The following is a 19,542-nucleotide window of genomic DNA, read 5'->3' on the forward strand; positions in this document are numbered from 1 at the left end:
ATGGGACATCAACAACCTTAATCTATCTACTCGCAAACCGAGTTTTCTATTATGAAACTTTTTGATATTAGTAAGTTAGCTGTTATTTCATCATGTCTGGCAATCCCTTATAGCTATGCGGATGACCGCCCAATTCTTTCTCTTTCTGTCAGCCAGTCTGGTGGAAATCAAACGACTGCCGATGGTAGTTTATCCAGAAAACCAAATAAACAGGAATCACGTGTACTTCCTCTTTGGGGAGATGAGGCCAGAGCCAGAGGTTATGACTTACCGGAGCCTTTTGGTGCCAGTTACGGTTATATGAATATGCGACAAAATATCGTTGTAGACGATATTAAAATTATTATGCCGAAGAACCCAGACACTGAAGAAGTTTTGGATATCCAAGCAGGTAAAACCAGAGAAAAGAATGAATCACATGTGCTTAAGCTGGATACTTGGGTTCTGCCTTTTCTGAATGTTTACGGTGTTTATGGCTGGACAAAAGGGACATCTAAGACCAACATCAAGAGTGTTAATTTTGGTGGTTTCCCTTATATGAAGGACATTCCTTTCCAGCTAGATTTTAAAGGTAAATCTTATGGCGGCGGTTTTACACTAGCAGGTGGTTACAACCAGTTCTTTGGTACACTTGATACCAACTATACCTACACCAATTTGGATATTCTGGATGGTAAAATCAGCGCCTTAGTTGTCACGCCACGTGTTGGTTATGAGTTTACATTCCAGCCACTCATCCCCGGACAGGGAAATACCAAATTGCAGGTATGGACCGGCGGCATGTACCAGAAAATTACTCAAGAATTTAAAGGGAATATCAATAATCTAGATTTACCCCCTGAGTTTGCTGCATTGGTAGCTGCATTAGAGGATCCGGATATGAAATTCAAAGTAAAACAGCATGTTGCTTCCCGCTGGAATAATACCGTTGGAGCAAGGCTGGAAGTCACGCGCAATTTCAATTTACTGACTGAAATTGGCTTTAACAAACGTAACAGCTGCTATATTTCAGGTGAGTTCCGCTTTTAATGAAAATCCGCTGTACTTTATATGGGCTGGCTTTAGCCAGCTTTTTTATTTCTGATTTCTCGTATGGTCAATTGCCACTTAGCAGGGAAAAAATCGACGGCTGGCTGGAAAAATTAGGTGGCAGTAATACCTATGACAACAGTAAAGCCATTGACTGGGGCATTTTGCCTGGTCCTTTTTATACCCCTGAATTAGGTGCCGGCATCGGTGTTGCCGTCGTTGGGCTTTACCGGCCAGATGGTCACGACCATACCAGCCAAATCTCTTCCCTTTCCCTGAATGGATTTGCCTCTTCAACAGGTGCTTTTGGATTCACATTTGATAACTACAGTTTTTTTGCTGATGATCAATGGCGTTTTTTTCTTTCCGGCACACTGAATAACGTTCCCACCTATTACTGGGGAAGCGGATATGACGCAGGTAAGATAAATGATAATAAAGAAAAATACCGATCACAGGAACTGCGCCTGCAACCCAGAGTGCTCTATCGGGTTGCTGATTCCACCTATTTGGGCGCTGGCTGGGATTTTTCATCGCTATACGCCAAAAATCCTGATAATGGCGCGAAAAAACTATTCGCCGCAGAAAAGGACGGACAATCTATATTAAGTTCAGGTGTCAGTGCCTATTTCAGTTATGACACACGGGATTTTCTGCCTAACGCTCATCGGGGACAAGTTCTTGATCTTACCTACACCCATTTTTCCCCGGCATTAGGTAGTGACCGCCGGTTTAACACCATTGATATGCAATACAGCATCTATTACCAATTAAATGAAAAATCAGTACTGGCATTCAATAATCATGGCCGTTTCGCTGATGGTCAGGTGCCGTGGAATAGGCTGTCGATGCTGGGTAGCAGTAACAGGATGCGCGGATATTATGAAGGAAGGTACCGGGACAAAAATGTTATCAGCACCCAACTGGAATATCGACGCAAACTGAACTGGCGACACGGATTTGTCTTGTGGGCGGGAGCCGGCACCATGAGCCATTACGCCGAAGATATTGGCTCAGGAAACTGGCTCCCCACCGTTGGGGCAGGATATCGCTTTGAATTCAAACCTAAAATGAATGTAAGACTAGACTTTGGTATCGGTAAAAAAAGCAACGGATTTTATTTTCAGGTGGGAGAGGCTTTTTGAAATTGCGTTTATGGATTGCCGCTCTAACTTTAGTTGCAGGATGTCAGGGAACTTTTTCACCAATTGTTCCAGTACAACCTGATCTCAATAGTGAAACAACCGCCGAAGCAACCCGTGCATGGCCTGCTCTTGACCCAATCCGCTCTCCCGAAGGATTAAGAGCCTGCTGTGCTTTTGGTTATGATTTGAAAACACAATTATTGGCTATTCCAGTCCCTTTTTATCAAATAGCTAATGTGCTGGATGCCGATGATCTTGGCGAACATCATTATAACAATAGCTTTTTTGGCACCGTCGCTTCATTAACAGGAATCAGTAATGAAAAAGTAGGGATAATATATACTCGCAGAGGTGGATTCATTGATATTTCCCATGTGCGGGATACGGCTGATAATGCAGTTTTTCTGTTCAGTCAAATTTGGCCTCGTCTTGGGGAAGAGTGGCAAATAGAATTAGGCAACGAATTAGCATCACGCCGCATCCAGTTTTATCAATTCACACCACCAGCTGCGATAGAACAGCGTTATACCCTAAGTGCTTATCTGGCGGTAAAACTGGCCTTTGAACTTGCCGCATGGCATGAAATTGCCCAATGGTATGGTTACCAATCTGTACCGGGATTTTCTGAAAAAGTCTCTGCGTTTTCTCCTGAAGATCTCTACTCTAATTTGCTGGGAGCGCGTCTTTCCCTTTCATTGATATTGGCAGGACAAGTACCTTCAATGAAGCAATATCGCTTATCAATGCAAGCTATTCTGCCGTCTGCACTGCATGAACTGAAAGCCCTCTCCTCTGATGAAACCCGGAAAATGTTTGAACAGATCGATGGTATCTGGTGGGACAGTAAACGTCGTGTGCCTGATAAGCGCTTGGTTCTTCAACGTGATTATCATACTCACAGCGATCGTACACCGAATAGGGTACCGTCAGAGCAGCAATATCCACTCAGGCTTACTTTGCCACAACAATATTCTAGCTACATATTATCTGAATTGGCCGAATTACAATTGTGGCCCAGCCACCAAATGAAAGAGCTTCCAGTGCCAGAACACTACTGGACTGTTCTTGATTTCCCACAATTAGCAGAAAAAGCGAAAGAGCAGCAAGAAAATCATTGACCCATATATTTCTACTAACTGCTCCTCTTCACAAAGAGGAAAAAAATCTTAGATTACTATTTCTCAAATAATAATCCCATTTAACTATAATTGATTATTATTTATCATTCTCATAATGTCACATCACAATATAAAATCAACATCATCTATAATAAAAAAACCATACCAATCACAGTCAACAAAGAAAAACCCGCATTAACAAGACATTATTTAACAGGATAAAAAACCGTATAAAAATATTTACAAAGATAAAAAAACAATAACCAGATGATATAAAATAATTAATATTAAACAACATTTAAAAAATAAATAAAAAAATCACAAAAACATTAACCAAAAAAACAAACATAAACAGAAATAAAATGCAAAAACACCAAAACAAACAGATTATAATTTCAATAAATATTCAAAAATGGAGTATTTTTGTTATTTTTACGATGTAAAAAGAGGTTTATTCTTAATTTAACTTAAATAATGCAAATACCTTCTTAAATAAATCCAACCTGTCTATAATGTATATTTCCAAGTTATAAACATGTATGAACAATATCAACTGCATCTAAGTAGATAAAATAATAAGTTACATTAGAAAAAATTAAATTCATTCAAGCTGGCTTAAGTTACCGAGTTATTTTCAACCATATAATATATTGATTTTCATTTTAAACTTATAAAATCAAACTCATTCTATAGATAGACACAGTCATTATTTTTAAATCTTTCTAATGTATTAGGGGATTCAGGGCCCCTATCTTTGCCCCCTGATAAGATCAATTAAAGATATCCCTACTCCTGGAGAGGAAAAATGAATAAACTAGCATTATCCACTGCCGCCGCGCTTATTTTTACAGGCTCTGCTGTTGCGGCTGATAATTCTGCCGGCGGTACATTACATTTCTCAGGTGCAGTTACTGACGCCACTTGTACTATTAACGGTGGTGTCTCAGCTAATCTGACAATAGTATTGGCACCTATCTCAGTCGCCCAAGCCGGACAAAAAGAAGGCTTGATTGATTTTGGTAAGAAAGCGTTTTCACTGGAATTTTCTAACTGCCAGTCCAATGCAGTTGGTTTCGACCCGGCAACCTCCATGTTGAAAATCCACTTCTCATCAGCACACGCCATTGCTAACGATGGTAAATACCTGATGAACCAAGAACTGAATGCAAGTGGCAAACCTAAAAACGTAGGTATCGCCATTGCTAAATATGCAGAAGAAAATACCCCGATCATGCTGAATAAAGCTTTTGATACAGGAATCAAGGGCTCTACTCCAGCGCCTGAAGTTATCGATTTCTATGCGAAATATTATAAAGTAGGCACTGCTGATGCGGAACCCGGTAAAGTAATAACAACGGTGACTTATCACGTTGCTTATTTATAATCATTTACTACAACAAATAAAGCCTATTTATCCAAATAGGCTTATTTACTTTGACAAAAATAACGTTATGAAGAAATTATTTCTAGCTACATTATTCTCGGTAACAGCTTTATCTGCACATGCCAATATCGTTATTAATACAACCCGGGTTATTTATCCGGCCGGTAATAAAGAGGTATCTGTTCAATTATTAAATACAGGCGATCAACCTTCTCTGGTACAATCCTGGATAGATGATGGCGATCCTAATTCAACACCAGAAACAGCTAAAGTCCCCTTTCTGCTCACTCCCCCAGTAGTTAAAGTTGATGGCAATAACGGCCAGCAATTGAGAATAAAGCACACTAATAGCACCCTACCTACTGATCGTGAATCGCTGTTTTATTTAAATGTTCTGGATATTCCACCCATTGCAGAAAACATTGCCGATAAAAACGTCATGCAGATTGCTATTCGTACCCGGATCAAATTTCTCTACCGGCCCGAAAAGCTCTCTATTTCACCTAAACAGATCGAACAGCATGTTGCATTAAAACGCGACGGCAACCAACTAAAATTGGAAAATTCATCACCCTATATCCTGAATATCGTCGGTCTTAAATCTTCCAATACGCAACCTAATTTATTAAACGAAGGAACCATCATCAAACCGTTCTCTTCTCATTCATTCAGTACCAATGAAAAAGTAAAAGCGGGAGACAAATTAATTCTGGCTATTGTTGATGATTTTGGTGCTATAAATAAATTAACTTTACCATTTCAACAGTGATATTACTGGCATAGCATAGAACATGATACGAAAAAAAGTTAGCCCGTTAACTCTGATCATCACCACTATCCTGTATACAGATTGCTTATGTTATGCCGCAACATTTAATACTAGTTTTCTGGCCGGCGAATCTGCAAAAGCGGATTTATCCCGATTTTCTTCTGCTTCAGAACTCCCCGCCGGCCACTACGATATTGATATATACCTGAATAATGATTGGAAAGGACGATTTGATATTAATATCCAAAACGATGGCAAAGACATCTACTTATTAACGGAAGATCTGCCGAGACTGGGGATAAAAATTGATATAAATCAATTAACAACAGAAAATTTATCTAAAGGTGAAGTTCTTCTGACTAAAATAATACATGAGGGAAAAGCTAATCTTGATGTTCCTAAACTCAGCCTGCATCTGGTCGTTCCTCAAGCTTATATTAAAAATGAACTGAAAGGTTATATCGATCCTGCCTTCTGGGACAGAGGAATTCCAGGCGCTATGCTTTCCTATAATGCCAACTATTACCATACTCAAAACAGGAATAAACAGAACAGTCACTATGAGAATGAAGATAATGCTTACGTGTCACTTAATAGCGGTTTGAACCTATTTGGCTGGCAATTACGTGATCAATCCTCTTATTACTATACACGTTCAAGTGGCAATAAATGGAGTAATAATACCCGTTATCTGCAACGGGGCATTTCACCAATTAACGCAGAACTTCGCATTGGTGATAGCTATACATCAAGTGATCTATTCGATTCTTTCCGTTTCCGGGGTATCAACCTGAAAACAGATATGCGCATGTACCCCGATGCCTGGCAAGGGTTTTCCCCTATCGTCCGGGGAGTTGCACAAACTAACGCTCTGGTAAAAATCTCTCAGAATAATATTGTTATTTATCAAGGCAATGTACCACCTGGCCCCTTTGCCATTGATACTATTTTACCAACAGGTTCGGGTGGAGATTTATTTGTCGAAGTCACAGAAGCGACAGGGCGTACCAACAGCTTTACCGTTCCCTTTTCATCTGTTCCTAATATGATGAAAGAAGGTCTTGGCAAATACGATATCAGCGCAGGTAAAACACAAATCGCCAATAGTCGTTATAAACCAAACTTTTTCCAAGCCAGCTATCAATATGGCTTTAATAATGTCCTGACAGGTTATACCGGCACCATCATCAGTAAAGATTATTACTCATTGCTGTTAGGCAGTGGTTTTAACCTACCAATTGGCGCTATCTCACTTGATATTTCACGATCCAGTGCCAAATTTGATAATAGCCCAACGATGAAAGGCCAGAGCTACAAAATGTCTTATAGCCGCTATATTCCACAAACAGGAACGAATTTCTCTCTGGCAGCTTATCGCTATTCAACTAAAAACTATCTGAACCTGATCGATGCCACTAATCTACATGACTGGATAAGCAACGGATATAACCAACAATACTATTCTCACCAGAAAAATACCTTCAATATCAATTTGAACCAGAGTCTTGGTAACGGTGCGGGTTCACTTTTTCTTTCAGGAACATTCCGTGATTATTGGGGAACAAAGAACAAAAACAGAGAGTATCAAATGGGGTATTCCAACAGTCTGGGGAAAATCAATTATACCCTGACGGCAAGCCGTGTCCGATACAATATCAATGAAACAGAGAATAAAGAGGAGCAGCGCTATTATCTGACACTGTCTGTTCCTTTTGAGCTGTTTGACTCTCCAGCCTATCTGACAAGTAATATCTCAATCAATGACAAGCATTACAACAACAGTGACTTGGGATTGAGTGGCAGCGCAGGCCAGAACAACCGCCTGAATTACCACGTCAATATTTCAGATCAGAAAAGTGGTTCCACAACAACCAGTGCAAATCTGACCTATAAAACATCCGCTTCCACACTGAATAGTTCTTATAGCCAATCCAAGGATTATCGCCAGATGGGGATGGGTGCAACAGGCAGTTTAGTCGCTTACCGGAGTGGAATTCTAGCCGCTAATCAAGTTGGGGAAACCTTCGCAATCATTGACGCACCAGGCACCGTTAACGCTTCTGTAAATGGTGATAAAAGCATGGTAACCAATAACAGCGGTAAGTTGCTGATACCTTATCTTTCTCCTTACCGTAAAAACGCCATCATGCTTGATACCAGTGAAGTGCCGGAAGGGGCGGCTGAACTTATCGGTAACATCAGAGACGTTGCGCCCTATTCGGGTGCCATTACCCATCTCGGATTTAAAACAGACCAGCGGAAAAATTTTATTTTCTACGCCACTCAAGCCAATGGTAAACCTCTGCCTTTTGGCACTGAAATTGTTGATTCAGAAGGTAACAGCCTGGGATATATTGGTCAGGGTAGTATGGTTTTCCTGCGAGTAGAGAAATTACCGCAGCAAGTTTATGTCCGTATCGGTCAGTCAGGTGAAAAGAGCTGCATAATAAACAATCCACAACCTGAAATGGATTCAACCGCCAATATTTGCCGTTAGGGGAAAAATAATGAAACTTAATCTATTGTATCTGACGGCTTTAATCACTCTGGGTAGCAGCAGTATCGCTTATGCGGACTGTAAACCCAATCATGCGATAACCGCACCGGCAATCACAATTAATATGACAGATAATCTCTATCTGAACAGTAATGAAACTTGGCTATTGAGCACCCGGTATTCCGGCTATTTTACATGTACTAGAAACGCATTGTGGAAACAAAACTCCGTTGCTAATGGTTCTCCTTTTACCAGAAACAAGGTTGTTTTGGGATTCAATGGTGGTAAAGATTATGTAGAAGTGGCTATCACAGATCTTTCTCCCAGCGGCACTATTAGTCTGGGAAACAGTAATACAACATATCCGGCCAGCAAATTACAGGCACAATTTACGCTTAATGTTAAGCTACTGAATGGCAGACCTAGCGGTAATAATATTCACGTCTTTTCCGGCAATAATGCAACATTAAAAACAGCTGTTATTGCAATGGACACCACTAATCTAGGGATCCTTGACGCCATTGTTCGTTTTGCTACAGATTTCTTAACCTTTATTCTCACCTGGGTGTGGCCAACTCATTCTGAGGATATCTATTATCAACCGGTCACCATGATTTTTGATCGCAAAGAGACAACTTGTAACTTCTCAAATGCGGGATTAACCGTGAATCTGCCGAAAGTTAACCGCACGGCACTACTTAACGGAACAAATAGAGGAGAAACACCTTTTACACTCAACTTTGCCTGCGATTATCTCAAAAACGGTAAAACCTCACGTTCAGTTAAAGCCTACCTAAGCAGTAATAATTTACTACCAAACGACAATCAAACGTTAATTGATAGCAAAGCAGGTGCCGCTAAAGGCGTTGGTATCCGTGTCTCTCAACAAGGTAATTCAACACCCATAATTTTCAGCGCTTCGCAATCTTCCTCTCGCGGAGCAACAGAGCTATTCAGCAAAAATGCCGGCAACGTTATCGATAAACACTTTACAATCGATTTTAATGCTTACTACTACGTTTATGATCCCCAAAACATCATAGCAGGGGAATTGAAAGCAACGTCTGTTCTGAATTTTGAATACAATTAACCCGAAGGCAAGGGAAATGTCCTCTATATCTCTCGGCTCAACCAAAAATTTATGTTTCAATAAGTAATAATGTGTAACAAAGTGTTTCTGAAAGAAAAGCTATTTACATTTACAACTTACTCAGAACTTACGTAACATAATGATAATTATAATATTAAATAATCACGCATACTCACTTAATTTTCTAATAAAGTGGTACGATTATCTGAAAAATAGAAAAAAACATATCATCACTTACCAATAATATAAAAAAACAATACAAAATCTATATTTTTAATTTTCATTTAAGACATGAAAAAAATTATAAAAACCTTTACATTTAAATATATAAAATGGATAATAATTAAGCAAAAAAACAATATAAATAATAATGAAAAAATATAAAACAAACATTCAATGAAACATATTGAAAATAAAATAATTAGTTTAAAATCAAAGATATAAATAAAAAATAAAGAGGCAAAAAACAAATTATTAGACATTGATATATTCACATTAAATGCAAAAATATAATAAACACAAATTACTCGATCACAAAAAAACATAAATTATATTCAAAAAAACACTACTGAAAACAAAAGATAGATATTTATATTATAGACAAACAAACCATTAAAAAACCATTATTTTCATATGTGCCTATATTATTGTGTTATATATAACATCTATCCAAAATAGATAATTGTAACACATTGTTACTTATTTTAACTTAACATTCAGAACCATATCGAATATCCTGCATCGAGCCAAACCAATGATAATGGGTATATTATAAAATCAACTCAAATCTGACAGACACAGCTCAATTTTAACTCACAGAGGAAAAACCATATCGGTAACAGGTTACCTTTTTATGAAAATGATACTTATTCTTATAGCGGCAATATTAATATCCATTAGTTTATTACTCGCTGCGGTGTTTTTACGATTGGCAGTACTGTAAATAAACGGGATCGAACTGAGTTCAATAATTTTGGATACTCTACCAGCTGGTTTACAGATCATTTTTCTTTTAGAAAAAACCTCTCAGGCATGAAATGAACAAAACAATCATTATTATACCTGATGAATACCCCAGCTCAGGAAAGCAACGTTTTATACAAAAATGACAGATAACCACCTATAAATTAATAAAAAACCATAGAATAAATTAGCAAAATAACAACTTTCATTACAGAAAATAAATTTATGAATTACTAATAACTCTGGCTATGCTGGATTTATTTTGCTAGCATTAGGTTGTTTTTTATTCAGAGCAAACGAGGAAAAGCAATGCCCTCTCAAACGACGAGGACAACTGCCATCTTCGCTTTCTTTATTTCACTATTGTTTTCCGCTTTTAGTCACGCATCAACCAGCACCGCTAAAAGCATGGAGTATTCTCACAATGGCGCACAAAGCAATTTGCCAGATTTGCGAAAATACCCTTCGGGCATCCCACGTAAGAAAGCGTTTTTAAATGTAGTTGTCCCTGTAATTGATAAACACAATCAACGAATTATGCAGGAACGGAAATGGTTACTGGAACACCAGAAAGCCAAACATTGGTCCACTCAGGATATCAGGTTCCTGCAACGTATTTGCAAAAACTACAACGTGAGCTGTAGCAGCTCGCCTAAAAAAGTTAACTGGAACAAGCTACTGAGCCGTGTTGACATCATCCCAACCCATTTTGTCGCAACTCAGGCGGCAACAGAATCTGGTTGGGGAACGTCTAAACTTGCACAACAAAATAACAACTTGTTTGGTATGCGTTGCGGTAACAACTGTAAGAAGACCCGGGGTAAGATAAAAGGTTATTCCTCCTATCCGACTATCAATGATTCTGTCGAAGCCTATATGAGAAATATGAATACCCATAACGCTTATGAATCATTACGTGTTTCACGCGCTAAACAGAGGAACAGCCAGGAATCGTTGAATACCAGCAAACTGATTGATAATCTTGAAGGATATTCACAATTAGGTTCTACTTACAACAGCTACCTGCATAAAGTGTTTAACAGCAACAAAGGGCTTATTACCCAAGCACAAGAGTTCGCTAAAAACGACCATAACGAAGGTGTCAAATAAGTATGAACCCACAGATATAGCCCCAGAAGCCAAAATTATCCGTTTCATAACAAAGGTATGAAGCGGATGATTTTTTACGTTCACCAACATGTCTTTCTCATTGATAGAATATTTAGATTAGATATTATAATATCGCTCATTATTACCCTTGTATTGCGACAAGATGATGAGCCAGAGTTTAATATGAATTTCTTTTCTTTTGAGTTTCTTGGGTCCTTTGTTGGCCTCTTTCTCTTGTATTGGATGCTACAAAAAAGCGCGAAAGCACAAAACTACTTGTTGATAATCGCAAGTTATCTGTTTGTCTTTTCTTTTAATCCACTTTTCGCCGGCATCTTATTTGGCTATACGCTATTTATCTATCTTTTAACAAACATAGCGGGCAAATTTCTATCCGACCGTATCACATTTACCATTCTGACGATAGGTATCCTGGGATGCTTCACTGCATTCAAATATTACTCTTTCTTTCAGGAAAGCCTGCAACAAGCGTTTGCCAAACTTGGTTTATCCATAGATTTACCCATACTGACATTACTACTGCCTTTAGGTTTATCTTTCTATGCATTTCATTCCGTCAGCTATGTCGTTTCTGTCACAAGAAAAGAAATTCCCCAGGCATCATTCCCTGATGTCGTTTTATACCTCTGCTTTTTTCCCAGTATTGTTGCCGGACCAATAAACCGGGCTAAAGATTTTTTGCCCCAAATCCAGATTTCATCAAGAGTGATCATTGAACCATCAAGAGCAATATTGCTGATTGCACTGGCAATAACTAAACTATTCCTGTTCAGCTCTTATCTATCCGAAAATTATGTAAACCCAGTTTTTGATGACCCTGCCAGCTACAATGCCGGGCAAATCCTGGTTGGTATTTATGCCTATGCCTGGCATATCTATTTTAATTTTTCTGGCTATACCAATCTTGTTACCGGATTAGCGCTACTCCTCGGATTCAGGGTACCTGAAAACTTTAATGCCCCTTATCTGGCGGAAAACTTACAAGCTTTCTGGCGCCGTTGGCATATCAGTTTATCTGAATTTATCCGTGATTATGTCTATATTTCTTTTGGCGGTAATAAGCAAGGATTTATACGTAAAAATCTTAATTTGTTTGCCGCTATGGTCATCTCCGGTTTATGGCATGGTGCCGGAATTAACTTCATTATCTGGGGAGCTATTCATGGGTTAGGATTAATTATCCTCAATGTTAAATATCAGTTATTTTCCTCAAAAAACAAAAAAAACGAAAACACGCCCAAAAATCCAGTAACCTCATTTTTATCCAGAGTGACCACTTTTCACTTTGTCTGTCTGGCATGGATTTTCTTCCGTTGCCCTACTCTGGATGATGCCTTGACATTATTAAATCAATTAATATCAACAGATTTATTTCACTCGATAATAGCCAACGGTGGGTTGTTACTGATGTTCTGGGGACTCTTTATTATTTATCCGTGGCTGACTAATCTAAAAATAGTCGTTGGGAAAATTCATGCTCAGATTTCATGGAGATACTACCCAATACCATTAGCGATTATTCTGACTTTAGTATTTATGCTTTCACCACAAGGAATGCCAGGATTTATCTATGCTAATTTCTGAATTCAAATCCAATTTAAAAACTGCCGGGCAAGTCATTTTTATCGTGGTATTAACCAGTCTACTGTTAATCTGGCTGAATCATCGTTCACTGGATAGATTCTGGCAACAGAAATACCACCAGCAAAGCCTGTGGGCAGCCTTACAAGGTAACCCACTCTGGGATTTAGGGGATAATCTGGAACAAGGCCTACTCGCTGCGGGAAAAGCGTTCATCTTACATACTACCGGCAATAACAGTGACAATTATCAGCCAACTTCCTTGGAAGCGAATATCATCCTTCCCGCGGGTTTTCAGATCGGGCTGAGACTCCTAGGTGGTTATACCTCTCCTATAGCAAATCTTCCGGCAACTTTCCCTGAATTATTACAAAAACCCCCTCATACTAATTTTGTCGGTTCATCGGTGCTCCACAATTCAGGCAATAATGTTCATTCCAGTCTAGTTATCACCAAAACCAATGTGACGCTGACAGCCAAGGATAAAGTGCTTTTTGCCGGAGACTCAATGATGCAGGGCATTGCCCCCCATCTGAAACGTCGGCTCTATCAGGATTACGGTATTGCAAGTATTAATCTCAGCAAACAAAGTACTGGGCTTGCTTACCCCGGTTTTTTTAACTGGCCGGAAACTATCAATAAGGCATTGGAAGCTAACCACGATATCAAGCTGGTTGTTATCTTCCTAGGGCCAAATGACCCCTGGGATATGCCACCAAAACATGGAAGCACCTACCTGAAATTCGCAAGTCCTGATTGGGAAAACCTCTATCGCCAACGTATCGACATGATCCTTACCGAAACAAGTAACCACGGAGCTGATGTTATCTGGGTTGGCCCTCCCAATATGCGACAGAAAAAACTCTCTGCTAATATGGAATATCTAAGATCATTGTATCAATCAGAAGTAGCGAAAGCCGGGGAAATCTACGTTTCTGTTAACGACATTTTTAAATACCATACGGATGATTATTCTGATTATATTGGTGACAATAGTAACAAAATTAAACTCAGAAGCGGCGATGGTATACATTTTAGCTTGAAAGGCCAGCAAACTATCTCGGACAATATATTCTCATTGATTGAATTTATTCAGGAACCAGCCAAACATAATGGAAAGACTTAAACAACTCCTCCGGCGATATCACTCTATCGGCCTTGGTCTGGTCATCACGCTCTCTTTAAGTCTGATATCATGCCATAAACAAAAGCCAGAGCCATTGTCAACGCAACAGTCGACAAAAGCAAACCAGCAGTTAACAGACTTTGGTGAACCCAATCTCACTTTACTGGTAGATAAACTTCACAACAGCCGTCATAATCAACTGCATTTTGTTCAAATAGGTGATTCCCATACTGCCGCAGACTTTTTTACTGGCAAACTCCGCTCTTTATTACAACAACGTTTTGGTGATGCCGGTATTGGCTTTATCAGCCCAATAAATGTGCCCGGCCAACGTAGCTCAATAATCAATATGACAGGTAATAAACAGCAATGGGAACTCACAACCAGTCGCAAAGATAATCTGCCCGATTTCCCTCTCGGTGGTGCAATTGCAGAGCCCGATAGCCAAACAAGTCAATTAACGTTGGCGCTGTTTTCACTATCTCGTGATCGCTATCAACTTAAAACGTTATACCAAGCAACGGATGATTCTCAGATTCTGATTCAATCTACAACCAAGCGAATACTTAAATTACCGCTAACTCACGGTCAATGGCAATTTTCCACTGAAGAATCGGTCACATTCCCGGTTAATATTATAGCGATACAGAATAATCAGTTAAAATTAGGTGGCTGGTTTATCAGACGTAAACAGCCAGGTATTATGTTGTCCGCTTTAGGTATTAATGGTGCAACCATTAATATGATGGATAAGTGGCAGCCACAATGGATGAATACATTAGCGCAAATACACCCCGATATGGTGATCCTTGCTTATGGCACTAATGAAGCATTTAATGATTCTCTAGACTTATCAAATTATCGTCAGCAACTGGAAACCAAGATAAAACAGATCCGTCATCAGTTACCACAAGCAGTTATCCTTATTATTGGCCCTGGTGATTCCTTGCAAAACAGTCAAGCAGCGAACTGTACAACACAACAACCCGCAATGTTGAATGATGTCATCCGTATTCAGCAAGAAGTCGCTCAGGAACAGCACACACTATTCTGGAACTGGCGTGAATATATGGGGGGGAAGTGCTCAATTAGAGGCTGGGTACAACAAGATCTTGCTCGCCCAGATTATGTTCACCTTTCAGCCGCCGGTTATCAGCGCAGTGCTGAAGCTTTATATCAGCAATTAATAAATGTTCTCGATCAATAAGCAACAATGAAACTTCATTGGGAATCGTACTAAATACCAATATTACATTTAGTGTAACAAAATCTTAGAGTTATGAACTACAATATGAACAAGTTCACAAGGTATCAATTTAATTAAAAACCAATAATGAAATTAACAAATTTAAACGTTCTGGCGGGGAAATACATCAAATTAACGATTTTACCTGTCAAGAGTTCGTCGATATTTACACGACACTGTACGAAAAACGCTGGACATACAAAACGCATAATGAAGAAGAGAAAGAAAAATTAATTGAATTATATACTGAACTCAAACAACATCTGTACGGGAATGTATTAACTATCAATGGTGCCCCGGTAACCTACGATCTCGTCATAAAAGAAGACAGTCCCCAGTGGATTTCATTTGACGCAGTAGACGGTGGACTCGATCCCGAATATTCCAATCTCAGTGTTGGCAGTGTTTTAATGTGGTTAAATATTCAGAACGCTTCAAACCTGTGCCAGCAACATCAAAAAACGATGCGTTATTCTATTGGCAGACCTTCTCTTACCTATAAAGATCGCTGGTGCAATCGTCATCCATTAGTAAGAAGCTTATTCTAGTTTCATCAATATCTTTAACATAACTAACCTATATGGCCGTTTTCATAGAAAACGGCATTAATTTAACACCCCAAAAAAGTACTCTACGTTTTAGCTGGTAAAATCTTCATTCTTATAACAGCACCTTAAAAATTCAGAAGTGGCATTACATCATGGCAAAGAAAATCATCCCAACAGCAGCTCCCGTTATGCCAAGAATAGTTTCCATAATTGACCAGGTTTTCAATGTTTGAGATTCTGTCGCGCCAGTAAATTTACCGAACAACCAAAAACCGGAATCATTAACATGGCTCAATATCAGAGATCCCCCCGCAATACAGATTGAGAGAGCTGCAAGTTGGGCCCCAGAATACTCCAATACATCAACAACCGGCAGAATCAGACCAACAGTTGTCAGGCAAGCAACAGTCGCAGACCCTTGAATAACACGCACTGTACCAGCAAGGATAAAACATGCTAACGCAATTGGCAGGCCCGCACCAATCAATGCATCCCCCAACGCCGGGCCAACCCCAGAATCCACTAGCACTTGTTTGAATACACCGCCTGCCCCGGTAACTAACAAAATAATTCCAGCCGGTTGAATAGCCGAAGAGCAAATATCCATTACTTTTTCTTTACTCATCCCACGACGAATTGCCAAACCATAAATGGTAATCAAACAAGCAGCCAGAATCGCAGAAAATGGATGACCGATGAATTTAAGCCACAAATACAATTCAGAGCCTTGTTCAACAAAACGCTCACCAACAGCCTTTAATCCCACCAAACCCAAAGGGAACAAAACCAGCGACAAGCTCAAACCAAAAGATGGCATCGTACCTTGACCAAGACTTGGTTCATTTATATCAGCGGGTAAATCCAAGGTAACATATTGACTAACAAAACTACCAAAAATTGGACCAGCCAGTAACATCCCCGGAATCGCTGCACTGATACCAATCAGGATCATCCAGCCAAAATCAGCATTCATCTGTGAAGCCAACAACATCGGAGCTGGACCGGGTAACAGAAACGCTGCGGCTGCCGCAACACCGGCAAACAAAGGAATAACCAGTTTCACTACGTTACCGCCAGTACGGCGCGCGACTGCAAACGCTACACCAATCAATAAAACAATCGCTACATCAAAAAACAGCGGTAAAGCACAAACCAGACCAGCGATCCCCAATGAATAATGCGCACGGCTTTCACCAAAACTATTTAGTAATTTAATCGCAATCTGATCCAGCGCGCCTGTTTCATGCAGAACCTTACCAAACATCGCTCCCAGTGCGACAACAATTGCCAGAAAGCCTAATGTTCCGCCCATTCCTTCTTGCATTGTTTCGGTAATTTTATCCAATGGCATACCAGAAAAAACACCCGCCCCCATAGATACCAGTATTAACGCAACAAAAGCATGTATCCTAGCCTTCATCACCAAAAACAGCAGTAAAAGAACAGAGCCAACTGCTGTCAGCACTAAGGTTAAAGTACTCATTATTTTTCCCCTGAAATGACACTATTAATTATTCTTATTGAGTGATTAATCACTTCATCAAGAGACGATCTAATATCAATCAGATAAACATCTTTTTCATCTCTACCCGGTTCTTCTAATGCCTCAAATTGAGACACCAGCATTTGAGGTTTAAAGAAATGATCTTTACGTGCTTTCAACCGATTTTCAATTAAATCAAAGTCACCTTTCATATAAAGAAATGACAGATTCTTATTATTATCACGCAGCATATCCCGGTAATGCTTTTTTAACGCAGAACAAACAATCAGGGAAACTGGATTTGTGCGTTGCATAGCAAAAACCGCATCATTTAGTGATTTCAACCAAGGCTTACGATCTTCATCATTCAGTGCATAGCCTTTAGCCATCTTGTTAATGTTAGATCTCGGGTGTAAGAAATCACCATCCAAAAAAGCGGAGTCCAGTTTATAAGCCACAGCATTGGCAACAGCAGATTTACCACTGCCTGATACCCCCATAAGCACAAAAACGTGATTCGAATGCTGGGTATCTCTCATATAAATTCCTTAGCGCAGATATTTCACCCACAAAATGTTACCGGTAACTGTTATCGGTAACATTATCAGAAGTAGAAGTAAACTTCGCAACAACACGGAATATTCAAGAAATGGAAATGTGATGTTTTTCACAAATTAATTCAAAAAATGTAAATCCAGTTGACCGATTAAATACTTTCTCCTAAGGATAACTGAAAACCGATATCGATCATTTTCTGTGGTAAATGTTCACCTTTCAGCCGTGCCATCAATAATCCAGCAGCTTTCCGTCCCATTAAGTCACGAGGTGTCAACACACTGGCAAGTTTTGGTGTCATCACCTGACCAACATCGTGACCATGAAAACCAGCTATCGCAATATCATGCGGTACAGCTATCCCCTGACGTTGACACTCAAAAATTGCTCCGATAGCGAGGTCATCATTGGTACAAAACAGGCCATCCACATCAGGATACTTTGTTCGTGCTTCATTCAGTAGTTTGCCCCCTAAGGTGTAAGAAGAGCTGTCAGGTGTCATAACCTTACCTGGCTTTAAACCTACGCTTTTCATTGCAGCTTCATAACCTTCCAGGCGAATAATGGTCCTTTCATCCTGCCTTGCGCCAAGATAAATCACCCGCTGGCAACCACGCTCAATCATTGCCATGGTCATCTGTCGAGCTGCTTCAAAGTTATCAATACCGACTGCCGTGTCGATACAGGGAGAAACACAGTCCATCAGCTCAACGACAGGGATCCCGGCGGTTTCCAGCATCTTCAAAGTTCGCGGTGTGTGAGTACGTTCAGAAAGAATCAAGCCATCAATATTGTAGGAAAGCAGGGAAATTAAACGTTCTTCTTCCTTCTCTGAATGGTAACCATAGTGAGCCAGCATGGTTTGATAACCATTACGATCTGTCACATATTCGATACCACGGATAACTTCCGCAAAAACCTGGTTAGTCAAAGAAGGCAACAAAACACCGATAGCATGACTAGTAGAATTAGAAAGAATATCCGGAACTCGGTTCGGGATATAACCTAATTCATCCAAAGCATCAGCTATTTTCTTTCGCAATTGCTCAGAAACTTGTTCAGGGTTACGCAAGAAACGACTTACTGTCATTTTTGTAACACCAACACGATCAGCCACATCTTGTAAAATAGGACGTTTTTTCTTCATATTTCAATACAATACAAAATTAGTAAAAAAGTTTAGGATAATAAACACACCGCTATGACATATTTATACACTATCAGAACACGCTTTTTTTGAGTTTAGTCTGGTAGTGGAACAGTGATCCCGATTTATTATCTATTCAGACTCTGTAGGATGATTTTCAATCAAGATATAATGTGAAATACAACGATAACACTTATCTACAATTCCAGCAAAAATGTAAGATTGAACAGGCAATGTTTTCTACAGTATTTGTCCGTTAATCCCAGATAAAATTAAAACACTAAACTACTGATTAACCTGCTGCTACTGACATTATCCCCCAGAAAAGCACTATTACAGATACAGATACAGATACGAAGGCGGTCAAAACATAAAATGCAAGAAAAAAAATACCGTCATTTACCAGCATTAAAAAAAGCATTCCGTCCAGAATATCAGTCCGTACTAATACAACTGTATTTCTAAATACTATTCTAACTAATCATACTGATGATAATATTTTACATAACCAGAATAATGACAAAACTGATTATTCCAGTTTTGGTTGTGATGTAAATGGAAAAATAAGTAATTAATTATCGTCTAGGGCTGATTACAGTTTCTTTTCTATCAGCTTTAAAAAGCTGTTTTAAGTTATTTTTTATGTCTGCTACTGCTATAGCGTATTTTGATTATTCACAGATTAATTAACCAATGGTCTGTTTCTTAAAAAAATAGGTATAAAACAAAG

At 39.2% G+C, this 19,542-nt stretch carries 15 protein-coding genes; 12 read left to right on the top strand and 3 right to left on the bottom strand.

The window, feature by feature from the left end; all coding sequences use genetic code 11:
• The first annotated feature begins 51 nt into the window (after positions 1-51).
• The 12 genes from ACGF7G_RS16470 (at position 52) to ACGF7G_RS16525 (ending at position 15,627) form a co-directional block, all read left to right on the top strand.
• Entirely contained in the window at positions 52-1,029 is a 978-nt protein-coding gene (locus ACGF7G_RS16470) for a hypothetical protein (protein ID WP_387466876.1), read from the top strand.
• On the top strand, positions 1,029-2,174 hold the full coding sequence (locus tag ACGF7G_RS16475; protein ID WP_387466878.1) for a BamA/TamA family outer membrane protein: 1,146 nt from the start codon (positions 1,029-1,031) through the stop codon (positions 2,172-2,174). The genes ACGF7G_RS16470 and ACGF7G_RS16475 overlap by 1 nt, the downstream gene beginning before the upstream one ends.
• Positions 2,171-3,292, top strand: a complete 1,122-nt coding sequence (locus ACGF7G_RS16480) for a DUF4056 domain-containing protein (RefSeq protein ID WP_387466880.1) — start codon at positions 2,171-2,173, stop codon at positions 3,290-3,292. The genes ACGF7G_RS16475 and ACGF7G_RS16480 overlap by 4 nt, the downstream gene beginning before the upstream one ends.
• Before the next feature lie 805 nt (positions 3,293-4,097).
• Positions 4,098-4,676, top strand: a complete 579-nt coding sequence (locus ACGF7G_RS16485) for a fimbrial protein (protein WP_387466882.1) — start codon at positions 4,098-4,100, stop codon at positions 4,674-4,676.
• 67 nt (positions 4,677-4,743) lie between these two features.
• Positions 4,744-5,445 carry a molecular chaperone gene (locus tag ACGF7G_RS16490; protein ID WP_387466884.1) on the top strand — a complete coding sequence of 234 codons (702 nt, stop codon included), beginning with the start codon at positions 4,744-4,746 and terminating at the stop codon, positions 5,443-5,445.
• Between the two features lie 22 nt (positions 5,446-5,467).
• Positions 5,468-7,942, top strand: coding sequence for a fimbria/pilus outer membrane usher protein (locus ACGF7G_RS16495; protein WP_387466885.1), 2,475 nt, complete (start codon positions 5,468-5,470; stop codon positions 7,940-7,942).
• Between the two features lie 10 nt (positions 7,943-7,952).
• On the top strand, positions 7,953-9,032 hold the full coding sequence (locus tag ACGF7G_RS16500; protein WP_387466886.1) for a fimbrial protein: 1,080 nt from the start codon (positions 7,953-7,955) through the stop codon (positions 9,030-9,032).
• 1,272 nt (positions 9,033-10,304) lie between these two features.
• Positions 10,305-11,105, top strand: coding sequence for a protein bax (locus ACGF7G_RS16505; RefSeq protein WP_133816316.1), 801 nt, complete (start codon positions 10,305-10,307; stop codon positions 11,103-11,105).
• Positions 11,106-11,288: 183 nt separating this feature from the next.
• Complete coding sequence (locus tag ACGF7G_RS16510; protein ID WP_387466888.1) at positions 11,289-12,710, top strand: MBOAT family O-acyltransferase; 1,422 nt, start codon at positions 11,289-11,291, stop codon at positions 12,708-12,710.
• The gene (locus ACGF7G_RS16515; protein WP_387466890.1) at positions 12,697-13,833 is read left to right on the top strand and encodes a DUF459 domain-containing protein; all 1,137 of its coding nucleotides are present in this window, start codon (positions 12,697-12,699) and stop codon (positions 13,831-13,833) included. Before ACGF7G_RS16510 ends, ACGF7G_RS16515 begins: the two co-directional genes overlap by 14 nt.
• Positions 13,820-15,040 (top strand): SGNH/GDSL hydrolase family protein, encoded by a 1,221-nt coding sequence (locus ACGF7G_RS16520; RefSeq protein ID WP_387466892.1) that lies wholly within the window; start codon positions 13,820-13,822, stop codon positions 15,038-15,040. Before ACGF7G_RS16515 ends, ACGF7G_RS16520 begins: the two co-directional genes overlap by 14 nt.
• Before the next feature lie 131 nt (positions 15,041-15,171).
• Positions 15,172-15,627, top strand: a complete 456-nt coding sequence (locus ACGF7G_RS16525) for a hypothetical protein (protein WP_387466899.1) — start codon at positions 15,172-15,174, stop codon at positions 15,625-15,627.
• Positions 15,628-15,772: 145 nt separating this feature from the next.
• On the opposite strand, the gene gntU is transcribed toward ACGF7G_RS16525, so the two are convergent.
• The 3 genes from gntU to gntR form a co-directional block, all read right to left on the bottom strand.
• On the bottom strand, positions 15,773-17,110 hold the full coding sequence (gntU, locus tag ACGF7G_RS16530; protein WP_387466894.1) for a gluconate transporter: 1,338 nt from the start codon (positions 17,108-17,110) through the stop codon (positions 15,773-15,775).
• Entirely contained in the window at positions 17,110-17,649 is a 540-nt protein-coding gene (gntK, locus tag ACGF7G_RS16535; RefSeq protein WP_133816321.1) for a gluconokinase, read from the bottom strand. The genes gntU and gntK overlap by 1 nt, the downstream gene beginning before the upstream one ends.
• A 167-nt stretch (positions 17,650-17,816) precedes the next feature.
• Complete coding sequence (gntR, locus tag ACGF7G_RS16540) at positions 17,817-18,812, bottom strand: gluconate operon transcriptional repressor GntR (RefSeq protein WP_133816322.1); 996 nt, start codon at positions 18,810-18,812, stop codon at positions 17,817-17,819.
• Positions 18,813-19,542 lie beyond the last annotated feature (730 nt).

It is taken from the genome of Photorhabdus sp. RM323S (assembly GCF_042879375.1).
GTDB lineage: Bacteria > Pseudomonadota > Gammaproteobacteria > Enterobacterales > Enterobacteriaceae > Photorhabdus > Photorhabdus tasmaniensis.